Source organism: Fulvivirga maritima (genome assembly GCF_021389955.1).
GTDB classification, from domain to species: domain Bacteria; phylum Bacteroidota; class Bacteroidia; order Cytophagales; family Cyclobacteriaceae; genus Fulvivirga; species Fulvivirga maritima.
Map to the genome: position 1 here is coordinate 6114267 of NZ_CP089980.1, position 15251 is coordinate 6129517.

Annotated in this window: 13 protein-coding genes; 5 read left to right on the plus strand and 8 right to left on the minus strand. The window is 36.8% G+C overall.

All coding sequences use genetic code 11. The annotated features are described in order from the left end of the window. Positions 1-3: 3 nt before the first annotated feature. Positions 4-1824: a cytochrome-c peroxidase gene (locus LVD15_RS25555; protein ID WP_233778018.1), complete on the plus strand. Its 1821-nt coding sequence runs from the start codon at positions 4-6 to the stop codon at positions 1822-1824. A gap of 61 nt (positions 1825-1885) precedes the next feature. On the opposite strand, the gene LVD15_RS25560 is transcribed toward LVD15_RS25555, so the two are convergent. Next, positions 1886-3055, minus strand: a complete 1170-nt coding sequence (locus LVD15_RS25560; protein WP_233778019.1) for a PQQ-dependent sugar dehydrogenase — start codon at positions 3053-3055, stop codon at positions 1886-1888. A 95-nt stretch (positions 3056-3150) separates the two neighbouring features. Between LVD15_RS25560 and LVD15_RS25565 the strand changes: the two genes are divergently transcribed. Beyond that, positions 3151-5061 (plus strand): ABC-F family ATP-binding cassette domain-containing protein, encoded by a 1911-nt coding sequence (locus tag LVD15_RS25565; RefSeq protein ID WP_233778020.1) that lies wholly within the window; start codon positions 3151-3153, stop codon positions 5059-5061. A 230-nt stretch (positions 5062-5291) separates the two neighbouring features. On the opposite strand, the gene LVD15_RS25570 is transcribed toward LVD15_RS25565, so the two are convergent. After that, positions 5292-7055: a hypothetical protein gene (locus LVD15_RS25570; protein ID WP_233778021.1), complete on the minus strand. Its 1764-nt coding sequence runs from the start codon at positions 7053-7055 to the stop codon at positions 5292-5294. Continuing rightward, complete coding sequence (locus tag LVD15_RS25575) at positions 7039-7590, minus strand: RNA polymerase sigma factor (protein ID WP_233778022.1); 552 nt, start codon at positions 7588-7590, stop codon at positions 7039-7041. Before LVD15_RS25575 ends, LVD15_RS25570 begins: the two co-directional genes overlap by 17 nt. A 161-nt stretch (positions 7591-7751) precedes the next feature. Here LVD15_RS25575 and LVD15_RS25580 point away from each other — a divergent pair, with 161 nt between their 5' ends. Next, the gene (locus LVD15_RS25580; RefSeq protein ID WP_233781010.1) at positions 7752-8948 is read left to right on the plus strand and encodes a type IX secretion system plug protein; all 1197 of its coding nucleotides are present in this window, start codon (positions 7752-7754) and stop codon (positions 8946-8948) included. Here the strand turns inward: LVD15_RS25580 and cas6 are convergent. From cas6 to LVD15_RS25600, 4 genes are all read right to left on the minus strand, one after another. Then, entirely contained in the window at positions 8929-9744 is an 816-nt protein-coding gene (gene cas6, locus LVD15_RS25585; protein WP_233778023.1) for a CRISPR-associated endoribonuclease Cas6, read from the minus strand. The genes LVD15_RS25580 and cas6 overlap by 20 nt on opposite strands. Positions 9745-10007: 263 nt before the next feature. Beyond that, positions 10008-11105: a redox-regulated ATPase YchF gene (gene ychF / locus LVD15_RS25590; RefSeq protein WP_233778024.1), complete on the minus strand. Its 1098-nt coding sequence runs from the start codon at positions 11103-11105 to the stop codon at positions 10008-10010. Positions 11106-11111: 6 nt separating this feature from the next. Then, the gene (locus LVD15_RS25595; protein WP_233778025.1) at positions 11112-12263 is read right to left on the minus strand and encodes an AI-2E family transporter; all 1152 of its coding nucleotides are present in this window, start codon (positions 12261-12263) and stop codon (positions 11112-11114) included. 12 nt (positions 12264-12275) lie between these two features. Beyond that, a complete protein-coding gene (locus LVD15_RS25600; RefSeq protein ID WP_233778026.1) occupies positions 12276-12626 on the minus strand; it encodes a DUF3276 family protein in 351 nt (116 codons plus the stop codon). A gap of 178 nt (positions 12627-12804) precedes the next feature. On the opposite strand from LVD15_RS25600, the gene LVD15_RS25605 reads away from it, so the two are divergent. Next, positions 12805-13710, plus strand: a complete 906-nt coding sequence (locus LVD15_RS25605; RefSeq protein WP_233778027.1) for a DUF58 domain-containing protein — start codon at positions 12805-12807, stop codon at positions 13708-13710. 10 nt (positions 13711-13720) lie between these two features. On the opposite strand, the gene LVD15_RS25610 is transcribed toward LVD15_RS25605, so the two are convergent. After that, a complete protein-coding gene (locus LVD15_RS25610) occupies positions 13721-14068 on the minus strand; it encodes a 4Fe-4S binding protein (protein WP_233778028.1) in 348 nt (115 codons plus the stop codon). Positions 14069-14178: 110 nt separating this feature from the next. Here LVD15_RS25610 and LVD15_RS25615 point away from each other — a divergent pair, with 110 nt between their 5' ends. Continuing rightward, positions 14179-15189 carry an acyl-CoA reductase gene (locus LVD15_RS25615; protein WP_233778029.1) on the plus strand — a complete coding sequence of 337 codons (1011 nt, stop codon included), beginning with the start codon at positions 14179-14181 and terminating at the stop codon, positions 15187-15189. Positions 15190-15251: the final 62 nt, after the last annotated feature.

A 15251-nucleotide genomic window follows, 5' to 3' on the forward strand; every position in this document is an offset into this window, starting at 1 on the left:
AAAATGACATATCTATTGAAACTCACCAAAGAGGCTTGCTTAATAGCAGGCCTCTTTTCTCTCTTTATAAGCTGTAACACTCAACCAAGTGAAAACAGCAACGATTTAAAAGATTTTGAAGCAGTAGAACAGACATACGTTCTTCAACTGGATTCTACCATACACTTTTTAAAGGCTTTAAAAAATTCAGAAAATGAAACAGCTATTAAAGAAAACTTCCTTATAGCCAAGAAGTACTTCAAGAAAGCAGAACCGATTCTTGGCTTCATTGAAATGGAAAACTATAAAACTTTAAATGGCCCTAACCTATTAAAAGTAGAAGAAGAAGACCTTACTGATATTAAGAAAATAACACCGAAAAGCTTTCAGGTTCTGGAAGAAAATATATTTACTGACAGTAATATAGACAAAGAGCATATTCATCAAGTGGTTGATTTTCTTGCTAATCGACTCACACTTATTAAAAATAATACCGATCTATCTACCTACAAAGACTATCATTTCTTGTGGCTTTTAAGAAACTCAATCATTCGGACAGCTACACTAGGCATTACAGGATTTGATTCTCCTGCATTATCCCAATCAATGGATGAAGCACAAATAGTCTACAACAGCCTAAATAATTATCTGGCCTTTTTTAAAGACCATTTCCATGACAAGAGCCTTTTTGAAGAGTGGAAAAAAGAAATCAGCAACACTGTAGCCATGCTTTCCGATGGTGATTTTAACACTTTTGATAGGTTTCAATTTATAAAGCAACATACTGAATACCAACTTCACCTTTGGAACAAAACCTGCAAAGACTGGAATACCAATTTCCCTTTTTCCTTGGCTATCAATAACGACGCGCCGGGCCTTTTCAGCGACAAGACCTTCAGTATAGCTTACTTTGCTGATCACGCGGTGCCTGAAGAAAAAGATTCTATCAGTGCATTGGGAAAAATGCTTTTTTACGACACAAACCTCTCCGACAACAATTCTCTTAGCTGTGCCAGCTGCCACAAAGCATCACTCGCTTTTACTGATGGTGAAAAAACAGGGTTAGGCATCCACAGAAAGCCCGTCAAAAGAAATACGCCCACACTCTACTATGCGGGTTTACAAAAGGCCTTTTTTTATGATAATCGCACAGGTAACATCGAAGGTCAAATTTCTGATGTGGTCAATAATAAAGATGAATTCCACTCTGACTTGGCTGCCTTAGAGAAAAAAGTAAAATCAGATCCTCAATATAAAGAGCAATTTTCCTCCATATATAAAAATGGCATTACTCAAAACAACATAAGGCATGCCATAGCCACCTACATCCGCAGCCTGGCTCCTTTCAACTCTAAGTTTGATAGAAACATGCGCGGAGAAGAAGCCTCCTTAACCAAGGAAGAAATGCTGGGCTTCAATCTTTTCATGGGCAAAGCCGCGTGCGCTACCTGCCACTTCCCTCCTCTCTTTAACGGCACAGTACCACCAGACTTCCGAGAATCTGAAATGGAAGCCTTAGGAACGCCCAAAACAGCTTCTAATAAAACATTAGACACAGACCTGGGTAGATATGAAATATTCAAAACAGAGGAGCGTAAACACTTTTTTAAAACGCCTACCATCAGAAACATTGCCTACACAGCGCCTTACATGCATAATGGTGTGTATGATAGCCTGGAACAAGTAATGGATTTTTATAATGTCGGGGGTGGAATTGGCATGGGTTTTAAACTCGAGCATCAGACGCTTCCAGAAGATTCCCTTCATCTATCTGATCAGGAGCAACAAGCGATTATCGCCTTTATGAAAACACTTTCTGACCCGATGCCTCAATCTAATTATTAAAAAAAACAGCCCTTGAAGTGCGTAACTTCAAGGGCTGTTTCTCCATTCAATTTATTACAGATTATCCTTCGTAGTAAATTCGATAAACATTATTACCAAAGTCATCAGACACTAAAATAGAACCATCTTTCAGTTGAATTACATCTACGGGTCTGCCCCAGTTAGATTGTGTTTTATCATTTAGCCAGCCATCAGCAAAAACCTTGGCTTCGGTAGCTCGATTTCCTTCAATAGAAACGTGCATCAATCTATATCCTATCTTTTTAGAGCGATTCCAGGAACCATGCTGAGCCACTATAATATCGCCTTTATATTCTTCAGGAAACATATCTCCGGTATAAAAAGTAAACCCTAAATTGGCTGTATGCGCTTCAAACTTCCAGACTGGAGGTACAAAGTCAGAACAAGGAAACTTCCCTCCAAACTCAGGATCAGCTATTTCACCGCCATGGCAATAAGGGTAGCCAAAGTGTTGCCCTTTTTCAGTAATTCTATTTAACTCTCCCGGAGGAAAATTATCTCCCATCATATCCCTTCCATTATCTGTAAACCACAGCTCTTTAGTATCAGGCTTCCAATCAAACCCTACTGTATTTCTTATCCCTTTCGCCACTATTTCTCTGCCAGTACCATCAGGGTTCATTCTGGTAATAGTAGCAAAAATCTCATCTTCACTTTCACAAATATTACAAGGCGCACCTACTGGCACATATAATTTACCATCAGGCCCAAAAGCGATGTATTTCCAGCCATGATGCCCTTCAGTAGGATAATTATCATTAATTACTTCATAGGCAGGAGGATTTTCAAGCTGTGTTTCTATATCAGAAAGCTTCAATATTCTGCTTATTTCGGCTATGTATAAATCACCATCTTTAAAGGCCACACCGTTAGGACTATTCAAGCTATCGGCCAACACATATTTTTTCTCTGCTTTACCATCACCATCTTCATCCTTTAGCGCATATACTTTATTTTCAGCCCTATTGCCCACATATACTACTCCTGAAGGGCTTAAAGCCAATGATCGTGCGTTTTCCACCTCGGCAAATACTTCTATTTTAAAACCAGCAGGTAGATTAATTCTATCCAACCCTTCTTTAGGGGCTTCCTTTTCAGTAGCAACCGCGCTACTATCAACATTGTCAGTATCCTCATCTTTAGTTTCAGAAGAGCTACTACAACCAATAGCCACTGCAAATACCAACAAAATTAAAAACGACTTTTTCATAATGAATTCTATTAGAATTAAAATTTCTGAGCAAAATGTAAAACTATAATACTATTAGGTTTTATTATCTATTGATCAACAGATAACTTTGTAGCATGTTATCAATAAACAACCTTTCTTATTTCATCGGAGGCAGAGCTCTCTACGAGGAAGCCTCACTTCACATCAAGCCAAAAGACAAAATAGGACTTATTGGTCTAAACGGAGCAGGCAAGTCCACTTTATTACGACTGCTAAATGGAAACTATCAGCCCGATGGCGGAGATATCAGCAAAAGTAATGACTGCACCATTGGCTTTTTAAATCAGGATCTTCTCTCTTACCAAACCGAAGATAGTATACTTTCTGTGGCCATGGAGGCTTTTGAAGAAGCCGTACAAACCCAAAAAGCCATTGATAGTATTCTGAAAAAGCTGGAAACAGACTACTCTGATGATTTGGTAGAAAAGCTCACCAAGCAACAGGAAAAGTTTGAAAGGTTGGAAGGTTATAGCATGCAGGCTAAGGCTGAAGAGATATTAGAAGGTATCGGCTTTAACACGCAGGATTTACAAAGGCCTCTTAAAGAATTTTCAGGAGGATGGCGCATGAGGGTGATGCTGGCTAAGTTACTATTAGAAAAACCATCCTTACTCATGCTGGATGAGCCTACTAACCACTTGGATTTACCTTCTATAGAATGGGTAGAAAACTACCTTAGAAATTATGAAGGAGCCGTTATAGTAGTTTCTCACGATAGGCAGTTCCTCAACAACACCATCAACAAGGTAGTAGAAGTGACCCAGCAACAGCTCACTGTTTACGAAGGAGATTATGACTTCTACCTGGAAGAAAAAGAGCTGAGAAGCGAAATTCAAAAAAATGCTTTTGAAAATCAGCAACAGAAAATAAAGCAAACCGAACGCTTTATTGAGAAGTTCCGAGCTAAAGCCACTAAAGCCAAACAGGTACAATCTCGCGTGAAAGCACTTAACCGTATGGATAAGGTGGAAGATGTTATTGATACTAACGCGGTGGTGAATTTCAAATTTGAGTTCAAACAAAAATCTGGCAGACATGTAATTCGCCTTGACGATATAAGCAAATCATACGGAGATCTAAAAATATTAGAAAATACCTCGGCACATATAGAGCGGGGTGATAAAATTGCGCTTATTGGAGCCAATGGAAAGGGTAAGTCTACCGTATTAAGAATTATAGATGGATCAGAAGCTGTTTACGGTAAAAGAGAAGAAGGCTATAATGTACTTAAAGGCTTTTACGCTCAGCATCAGCTGGAATCATTGCACGTAAACAATGACATTCTGGAGGAACTAAAGCAAGCCGGCACAGAGAAAACAGAACTACAATTAAGGCAAGTTCTCGGTTGCTTCCTATTTACTGATGAAGATGTATTTAAGAAAATCAAAGTACTCTCTGGAGGAGAAAAATCAAGGGTAGCATTAGCCAAAACACTTATCTCCGAAGCCAACTTCTTATTACTTGATGAGCCTACCAACCACTTAGATTTTCAGTCAGAGAACATTTTAATACAAGCCTTACAGCAATATCAAGGTACATTTATCACTGTTTCTCACAACAGACACTTCGTAAATCAGGTAGCCAATAAAATTTGGTATATAGAAAACCATGAAATAAAAGTGTATCCAGGCACATATCAGGAATATTTATACTGGAGAGAGCAAAATCCTGTAGAAGCAACTGCTGCTGCACCTAAGCCAAAGGCAGAGAAGAAAGAAAAGCCTCAGCCTAAAAAACATACTGATGAAGATCAAAGAAAGCTACAGGCACTTCAAAAAGAACTGAGCCGTATAGAACAGGAAATGGAAAAGCTGGAGAAAGAAATTAATGAACTGGAAACTCATATGGCTGAACCAGACGTATATGGAAACCCAGATAAGCTTTTAGAGGCTAACACCAAATATGAGTCTAAAAAATCAATTCTTGATGGACTTAATGAACAGTGGGAAGAAAAAGCAATGGAAATTGATATGCTAGAGGAATAGGTTCGAATTTCGAACCTATTCCTCCTTTTTTTCGATCTATTGCAAAATGAGGTGAAATGCTAGAGCATAACCCCCACCAGTATAATCATTCCTATTAAAAATAATACTTGTACATAAATCGCCCTAAATAGACTTCTTATAATTGTCCTTCGCATAATTAGTCTTGTTAAAAAATATTGCTGTTAGTTATCTATTAGACTCTCCTTAGTTCAAAAGGGTTGGAAGAGTGTTTAAAAAATATATTTAAATCTAAAACCGACTTCTAGAATTGTAGGCCTACTGTCAAAATCAGAGTCTGATTTAGTAACCGATGTTAGCGCCTGCCTTAATTGAGGTAAAAATGACAAAATGTAATGTCCTCCCATCTCATAGCTAAACTCTGAGCCTAGCAAACCGCTCACCTGATAAGTTCTATATGGAGACTCGCTTCCTGCGCTTACAGTCAAATCTTCCACATCACCATCAGACCCATCGAAAGTATTTCTAATTAAAATGTTATTAGCCACCCCTGATAATATAGTGATGTTAAATTTCTTATCTAGCACAATGTAACCAGCCTGTAGTGGCACACTCACCAGCTGATAAGTATTCACTATTTCATAAGGTCTGGTAAACTCTATGCTCACCTCATCATTTGTAGCACCGTTATTTCCTATACTGTTAAATGAAGTTACTGTTTTAGAGGCGGTTCTTCCTGTGGTAGTAGTGTTGTTTGAAACCACATTAGAAGCACTAGAAGCTTGCTGTTGCAAATAGCTCAGACCACCTTGCACCACCCATCTCTTCGCTAATTGAGTACCTACACTTACTCCCACATTAACGCTCTGCCCTACTGTCTCTTCAGAAAATGTAGGATTTCTTCTCATGGCCAGGCTACTACCTTCAAAATCCATATTAGCCAGAGTGCTATTGGTTCCGCCTCCTATATTAGGATCGAACCTGCCTGCAGAAAAACCAACTCCTGCCCAAGTATCATTAGAACTGGCTTCTTCCTTTTGTGTAGGAACGTAAGCATACCACGGCACCATTTGCATTTCTCTATCCATTAAAGAATCTGCTTTTAGGTATTCAAAGCGCTTATCTAAATCAGCCAATAACACATTGTCTTGAGCCGCTAATACTTCTATCTGAGATGGTGATGAAGCATTATTTACTTCATCTCTATATTGATTATTTGTTTCATTGTTATCATTCATGGCTACACTGCTATTTGTTGTAGTTCCAGAGAGAGCATTATTTTGAGATGCTATGCCTTCTCCTCTATTTTCAGCCAACGAATGAGACTTCGATCCTTTTTCTTTATACGAATATTGAGCAGCATTATTTCCTATGCCATCAGTTATTTCATTTGAGTTGCTATTTTCCGCTACTCTAGTATTATTGGTGTAACTATCCAAATTATCAGAAATAACCTCAGCAAGTTCACTTTCACTCGCCATATCGGCAGATGAATTTCTCTCATTGTCTGCAAGCAGATTTACGTCAGAAATACCCTCTTTAGATTCTTCAAGAGCTTTATTTTTATTGCTATTTTCTTTTACTCCATGTGACTGATTAGCCATTTCAGATCCAGTAGCAGCTGCTTCTTCTGTTTCATTTATAGAAGATGAAGTATGATTGCTCTTTAAATTATCAGGATCACTATTAGTCATTTCAGAGTCAGAAATCGAACCATTACTTTTATCATTTTCAGTACCTAGTCCATTCGTCTGTTCAGCATCAGTCATAGCTATGCCTGACTCTTCCACTGACAAACCAGCATTTTTATTGGAATACCATTGATATGAATAAATACCGGAAATAGTAAGAGCAAATACAACAGAAGCAGCAGCTAGCAATTGAAAAAACAGCAATCGCCGTTTCATTTTACTATTATTAGCATTAGCAAGATCCAGCTCTATCCTTTCCCAAACATGGTTGGACACGTCCAATTCAGCATCTTCAAAAGCCTGCTGCCATTGATCTTCAAAGTTTGATCTATTTTGCTTGTCCATAGCTTAGTTTTTCCTCCTTTTTAAACTGCTCTTGTAATAAAGCTCTGGCTCTTGAATATTGAGATTTTGATGTTCCCTCACTAATATTCAACTCCTCTGCTATCTCTTTATGAGTATAGCCCTCAATAGCATAAAGATTAAATACCGTCTGGCAACCAGCAGGTAATCTCTGAATCATCTTGAGTAATTCTTTGAAATTGAAATCGGATAATGAGAAGTCACTGTCTTCAGTAAATGTGACATCATTGATATCTGTCATAGGAAACAGATACAATTTGCTTCGTTGATGATTTAAAGCTGTATTCACCACAATTCTTTTAATCCAAAAATCGAGACGGCTTTCACCTCTAAAAGTGGATATTTTATCAAATATCTTAATAAACGCTTCTTGTATGATATCTTCAGCTTCCTGATCAAACTTAGAGTACCTCATAGCCACAGTCATCATCTTCTTTGAATAAAGATCATATAACTGTCGCTGAGACGCTCTGTCTCCCTTCCGACACCCCTCTACAAGATCATTTTCTGATATCATTTAACAATAAAAGTCCAAAGGCTTTGTTTAATAAGACACAGCTTTATTTGAATAGGTTGTAATTGCTATCTTAGCGTAAAGATAAAAATATTTCAAAAAGCATATGAATTTTAGAACTATATATATATTTTTTTTTACTCTTATTTGCCAGTTACACCTCAATATTCAGTCAAAATAAGAAACTTTTATATAAAAACGCCACGTACGAATTTGAAACCAGAACCGTACAATTATACTCTGGTAACAATACCACCAACCCCGCCACTGCACTTTTAGGTAGAAACAACCTCACTTTAGAATTTGATGACCTGGTAGAAGCTGAAGAAAGCTATAGAGTTAAAATAATTCATTGTGATAGAGACTGGAGCCCTTCCAAACTCAAGGCGATTGACTATTTATACGACTTTAATGAATTCAATATCAATAATTATAAGCTTTCGGTAGACACCAAAATTGCTTATGTACACTACACCTTTAGAGTACCCAATGTAAAAATACCCGGTAACTATTTACTTGTAGTTTACAGAGGAACGGACGAATCAGATATAATATTATCTCATCGATTCATGATATATGCTAATAATGTAGGCATAGCACTAACCAGCAACCTAAAAGGCATGACCTCTATGGATAGAAGTAGACAACAATTAGACTTCACCATAAATTACGAAAACTATCCTATTCAAAATCCCGGAGACATTCAGGTGGTAATAAGACAAAACCAGCGCTGGGATAACGCAATTACAGATCTAAAACCCAGCATGATTAAGGAACATAGCTCGGAATTAGATTATAAATATTTCAATAATGAAAATAGTTTTTACGCTGGTAATGAATTTCGCTTTTTTGACATGCAATCTATCCGATATCCGGGGCAAAATGTACAGCGAACCAATTTTCAAACCAGACCAACTTCTGCTCAGTTAATGGTAGACAAGCCAAGAATTTATCAGCCTTACACCCAATATGATGATCTTAATGGTAATTTCTTCATTTCTAACACTGACACAGGCAATGGCCCTACACAATCTGATTACCTCACCGTTTACTTCTACCTTCAGGCAGAACAAATAGAAGGCGACGTGTACCTTGTTGGCAACATGAATAACTGGGAACTTGACACTCCTTTAAAGTATAATGCCTCCAATAACATGTACACCTGCGATATGATCTTAAAACAGGGACATTATAATTTCCAATATTTAGTTAAGAGCAAGGAGTTAACCCCTAACTATCTGGAAGGAAATCATTTTGAAACAGAAAATAACTACGAAATATTAGTGTATTATAAGCCTCCGTCAATGAGATCAGAAATACTTATAGGCTATGCCAGTTATACTATGAATCCTGTTGACTAAGCGTCTGAAATTCGTACTTCAGCACCCTGTTGTTAGGGTTAGAGTTAGCCACATCGAGCATACCAAAGCCTTTGTGCGTAAATCTACCCATACCACAGTTGAATACGAATTCCTGTACTTCCTTAGCAGCATATAAGGTAAAAGGAAAGGTATACCCCCTCACTTCATACTTTACATCCTGATCATACACAGGGTATATTCTGGCAAATTTCTTCTGAGCAGAAGTAAGTCTTGCTAAATATGCTTTATCTGGCACTAACTGAAACTTATAAAAGCTGGAAAGCTGTTCTTCAGTATAAAGTTGTGCCTCCTGCATTCTAGACATAGTAGACTCATAGAGTAAATCTGAGAAGTTATCAGATTCAGGAGAAATAAACCTTTTAGATGAGTTATCGTTGAACGATGAGTTTAATATCACTAAAGGTGATATACATATAAATTTCATAGAATCAGAAAGCTCTACGCCTTCTTCTAACTCTACGCTCTCAGGTTGCAGATACAGCCCCCCCAATTCTACCTGGTTGAACTCAAATAAGTTCATAAGGAAATAGTCAATAAATTGCTTATTAGGACTGGATAGAACCAAGGTTACACGAGAGGAATAAAAATGAAGCCCTTTCCTGCTCACCTTTGTCTGCCCCTTAAGGCCAGAAAAGTTATAAAATGAGTATTGTATAAGCTTTTCATCACCACCTTTCATAAGTATTCCCTTGATCATCTGAGCAAGAAGATACTGGTGATGAAAAGGGACGTGGCTCCCCCTATTCTTTAAAAGAAAAATAATTCTAACTCTCAACTTGAATTAATTATAGACAAAAAATTAAGGCCGCCTGTTTCTTTTTAAATTATTATTTCAAAAAAAATCCGCAATTATGCACTTACCAACTAAATCCTGGGCCGAACAATAAATATTAAAAAAATATTTTAATAAAAATAATGTTTAAAAAATTAATCTGAAAATTCAACCGAATTTTATTTCATGAAGACACTAATAATTCTTCAATAATGTCAATAATAAAGGTAATTTCTTCTCAAAATTACCTTTTTATGAATTACAGGCTACACGTTAAACCTAAAATGCATGATATCACCATCAGCTACCACATACTCTTTTCCTTCTATGGCTATCTTTCCGGCTTCTTTACAAGCTACTTCGGTCTTATAGGTTTGGTAGCTATCTAATTTTATCACTTCTGCTTTAATAAATCCCTTTTCGAAATCTGTATGGATCACCCCTGCAGCTTGCGGCGCTTTCCAACCTTTTTTAATGGTCCAGGCTCGCACTTCTTGTACTCCCGCAGTAAAGTAGGTAATTAGATCTAATAAGCTGTAAGCGGCTTTAATAAGCTTATTCAAACCAGACTCTGTCAGGCCATATTCTTCCAAAAACATAGCTCTCTCATCAGGATCCTCAAGCTCAGCTATCTGAGCCTCGATAGAAGCTGATACTACTACTACCTCAGCATTCTCACTAGCAGCCATTTCTTTTAATGTATCAGAGTGTGAATTACCATTAGGCAATGCTGTCTCTTCAACGTTGGCCACATATATTACTGGTTTAGCGGTAAGCAACTGTAAATCAGCCACAGATTTTTTATCCTCAGGATCCATATCTAAGCTCCTGGCATTCTGCCCTGACTCTAAGTGATTTTTATATTTCTTCAGTACTTCAAGATCTTTCTTAGATTTGGCATCACCACTTTTAGCAATCTTCTCCACTCTTAAGATCTTCTTATCCACAGATTCCAAATCCTTCAGCTGAAGTTCTGCATCTATTACTTCCTTATCTGCAAGCGGATCCACCTTTCCATCTACATGGACAATATTATCATCTTCAAAGCATCTTACCACGTGGGCAATAGCATCTACCTCTCTGATATTAGCTAAAAACTGATTTCCCAGTCCTTCACCTTTACTTGCCCCTTTTACCAGTCCGGCAATATCTACAAATTCCATTGTAGTAGGAATTACTCTTTGAGGATTCACAAGTTCCTCCAAAACACTTAACCTGTCATCAGGCACCGTAATTACCCCTACATTAGGTTCTATTGTACAAAAAGGAAAGTTAGCAGCCTCTGCCTTATTGTTTGAAATTGCATTAAAAAGAGTTGATTTGCCCACATTTGGCAATCCTACTATTCCACATTTAAGAGCCATGAAAAATTATTTTTTCTGTAATTTAAATACACTATAACTTCTATAACCTATATACAGTTCGCTTACAAATACTCTAAAAACCGTATAAACAGGTATCGCAGCAATCATTCCTGGTATACCCGCTAAAGAAGCGCCTGCAAATATAATTATAAATATTTCCAAAGGGTGCGCTTTTACACTTTTAGAAAAAATCAAAGGTTGAAGTAAAATATTATCTACAATTTGTACGGTGGCAAATACAGATCCTATTTTAATAATCAACAACAGATAGCTATTAGTAGTAAATAAATCTAAACCAGTAGATACTCCTACTATGACACCAAAACAGGCCCCAAGCAAAGGTCCCAGGTAAGGAATAAGATTAGCCACAGCTGCAAACAAAGCAATAGTAAGGGCATATTTAATACCTAGTATGCTTAAGCCAAGGGAAGCGATAGTGAAAACGGAAAAAATCTGAAACAATAAGCCAATCAGATAATTAGATAACAATCGCTCAATTTTATTATAAGCAGCAATGGTCACTTCAAAATAACGATTAGGAATAAAGCTGATTAACTTCCTTCTCATAGATCCCATTTCGTACAAGAAAAAGAAAGAGATAAAACTTACCGCCAGAATTCCCACTAAAATTTGCCCGGTAACCGAAATAACATTATTCAAAATATTACCAAACTGAGCATTGGAGATCAGCTCTACTATATTACTACGGAGCTTATCTACAATAAAGCCTTCTGGCTGAGTAGTAAGATTATTGTTAATAAGGAAATTTTCAAAGTTTTTAAGAGGCAAACTCAATTTCAGGTATAGACTTCTATAATCAAGGCCAGAAATCACCTCAATTTGCTCTGATATTAAAGGAATGAATAGAATGACGAAAGCCGTAAAAAAACCAATCAATACACAATAGGATAAAATCACAGCCACTAATCTGGGCACTCTGAAATTGTATATTTGAGTGTTAGCAATGTACTGTGTTAACGGCCTAAGAATGCTACTCACCACTATGGCAATGGCCACATAGATAACAATATCTATAAACAGCCAACTAAGCAAGACAAATACCAGTACGGCAATTAAAATATATGTTAGCGTTTTTCCGAGCATAAAATCAAAGATAATAAAAAAGCCCTTGATTATCTCAAGGGCTTTGTTTATCAAATCATTAAAGTGTTAATCCCATCTAAGTTCTGTATCGATCTCTGAGCTATCTTCTACTTCCTGTCCGTCTCCCATTTGTCTATCAAACTGACTAAAGTCTACGTCAGGCAATAACTCTTCTTTTACATGGTTTACAGTATTGTTTAAAGCGTCAACAAACTTATTGAAGTCTTCCTTATACAAAAAGATCTTATGTTTTTCGTACGTAAACCCATCATCTTTATACCTTCTCTTACTTTCCGTAATAGTTAGGTAGTAATCATTCGAACGCGTGGCTTTTACATCAAAGAAATATGTCCTCTTACCTGCACGCACTCGTTCTGAAAATATTTCTTCTCTTTCGTTGGTATTATTCTCTTCCACAATCCTAGTAGTTTAGTTTTTAGTTTTTTGCTTAGACTTTACATAAATCCGTTTTAAATATAGTATATTAATTGCGTTCAATGCAAGCGTATCATTATTAATTATAAAACATTTTGCATTATTATGTGTTCCCGATACACTCTTTCGGTAGATTTATGGCAAAAAAACTATTTAGCATATGAAATTGGACCTAGATAAGGTTAAAAATACTGGTCAAATTGATTTTCTTGCACGTCAATTAGTAGATGGATTTATCACTGGTTTACATAAATCTCCCTACCATGGCTTCTCTGTAGAGTTTGCAGAACACCATTTATACAACTCAGGAGAAAGCACCAGACATATCGATTGGAAAGTATATGCTAAAACAGACCGATTATATACAAAAACCTTTGAAGAAGAGACCAACTTAAGGTGTCAGTTGGTTTTAGACAACTCTTCTTCCATGCACTACCCTACGGAGTCTAAGGGCAAGATAAAATTCAGTATCCTTTGCGCTGCAGCTATTTCTCATTTACTCCAGAAACAAAGAGATGCCGTTGGTATTACTACATTTTCAAATAAGGTAGAGCTTACCACCCCTATTAGCTCCACCAGTTCTCATCTTAGAAAACTGATGACCTTATTAGAACAGCTATTCAACGATACGGATAAAAACAAAAGCACAAGTGTAGCCTCTGTACTACATGAGGTAGCAGAAAAAAATCATAAGAGGTCCTTGATTATCATTTTCAGTGACATGTTCGATAACCCAGACGAACTAGAGGACATATTTAAAGGCCTTCAACACCTGAAACATAATAAGCATGAAGTTTTACTCTTTCATGTCACCGATAAGCAGACAGAGTATTCTTTTAATTTCGAAGATCGACCTTATGAATTTATAGATCTGGAGTCAGGAGAAAAATTAAAGCTTCAACCCGGTCAAGTAAAGGATAAATATGTTGAAGATATCCAAAAATACTATCACGAACTGAAGCTTAGATGTGGGCAATTAAAAATAGATTTTATTGAAGCCGATATTTCTGGTGACTTCAACGACATTTTGAATGCCTATCTTATTAAAAGAGCCAAAATGAAATAAGCTTTATTGCCTATTCATCATGAAGCCATTCTTTCTTGGCTACCAACTCTTCCTCATCCTCTTCATAATCCGGATCAGGAACACAGCAGTCTACAGGGCATACAGCCGCACACTGAGGCTCTTCATGAAATCCTGTACACTCAGTACACTTACCCGAAACAATGTAGTAGAACTCATCAGAAACCGGTTCTTGAGGCTCTTTAGCATCTAGCACCGTCCCGTCTTCCATTTCTACTTCAGTAAGGGTTGTTCCTCCTGCCCAGTCCCACTCTAAACCACCTTCATAGATGGCTGTGTTAGGACATTCAGGCTCGCATGCACCACAGTTGATACATTCGTCAGTTATCATTATAGCCATTACACAAACTATTTATTCCATTTAAATCTTAAAATTCGAATCTTTGCAAAAATATAAAGTATCTATCTGCTTTCAAACAGAAACAAGCTACAAAGGTTATTTGATTATATATGAACATCACAGAACGAATTTCTGCTTTCGCCGAACTAGGAAATAAGCTTAAAAATATTACTCAAGGAAATCCTGATGAAGAGTTCTTCATTAGGGCCAAATCACAAAACCCATGGTTTACTGAAGACAATGTAAGACTTGCTCTCAACAATATCATTAATTACCTACAGGAAGATCAACTTGCTAAATGGGTTAGCCAATATGAATTAAAAGAGCAAAACAAAAAAATAGGTATTGTAATGGCCGGTAACATCCCCCTTGTGGGCTTTCATGATCTACTTGCCGTTGTTATTAGTGGTAATATAGCTGTCACTAAAATAAGTTCACAGGATACATTCTTAATGACCCATATCATCAATGAGCTTAATTCAATTGACAATAGACTGAATGATAAAATAATCATAAAAGATCAACTTAAAGAGATTGATGCTATCATTGCTACCGGAAGTGACAACACCAGTAGGTATTTTGAGTATTATTTTTCAAAATATCCTAATATCATAAGAAAAAACCGAACTTCAACTGCTGTTCTGGATGGCAATGAAAGTACAGAGGAACTACAGAAACTTTCAGATGATATATTTAGCTATTTTGGATTAGGCTGCAGAAATGTATCCAAACTGTTGGTTCCAACAGATTATAACTTCAATTCATTTTTTGAAGCTATGAACAAATATCAATCGATTACTTATAACCACAAGTATTCGAACAACTATGACTATAATAAATCCATCTATTTAGTCAATGGTGTTAAACATCTAGATAATGGATTTCTCCTATTAAAAGAAGATTTTAACATGGTCTCTCCTATTTCTGTACTCTTCTATGAACATTATTCAAGTGACACTGACCTTTCAGAAATACTAAATCGGCAAAAAGATAAAATTCAATGTGTAGTTAGCAACAAGCAACTAGCAGTAGATTATAAACCTTTAGGAGATGCCCAGTATCCCCAATTATGGGACTATGCCGACGGTGTAGATACCATGAAATTCTTAACTGAATTATAATTAAACATTTGAATACCCCCAGCAATAATAAAGGCCTCTAAATTGATTTTAGAGGCCTTTTA

Bases quoted from the DNA above. Each gene is read 5' to 3' on its own strand.
- LVD15_RS25610 (WP_233778028.1), bottom strand. From the start codon at position 14,068: ATGGCTATAATGATAACTGACGAATGTATCAACTGTGGTGCATGCGAG.
- LVD15_RS25615 (WP_233778029.1), top strand. From the start codon at position 14,179: ATGAACATCACAGAACGAATTTCTGCTTTCGCCGAACTAGGAAATAAG.
- LVD15_RS25605 (WP_233778027.1), top strand. From the start codon at position 12,805: ATGAAATTGGACCTAGATAAGGTTAAAAATACTGGTCAAATTGATTTT.
- LVD15_RS25565 (WP_233778020.1), top strand. From the start codon at position 3,151: ATGTTATCAATAAACAACCTTTCTTATTTCATCGGAGGCAGAGCTCTC.
- LVD15_RS25575 (WP_233778022.1), bottom strand. From the start codon at position 7,590: ATGATATCAGAAAATGATCTTGTAGAGGGGTGTCGGAAGGGAGACAGA.
- LVD15_RS25560 (WP_233778019.1), bottom strand. From the start codon at position 3,055: ATGAAAAAGTCGTTTTTAATTTTGTTGGTATTTGCAGTGGCTATTGGT.
- ychF (WP_233778024.1), bottom strand. From the start codon at position 11,105: ATGGCTCTTAAATGTGGAATAGTAGGATTGCCAAATGTGGGCAAATCA.
- LVD15_RS25555 (WP_233778018.1), top strand. From the start codon at position 4: ATGACATATCTATTGAAACTCACCAAAGAGGCTTGCTTAATAGCAGGC.
- LVD15_RS25570 (WP_233778021.1), bottom strand. From the start codon at position 7,055: ATGGACAAGCAAAATAGATCAAACTTTGAAGATCAATGGCAGCAGGCT.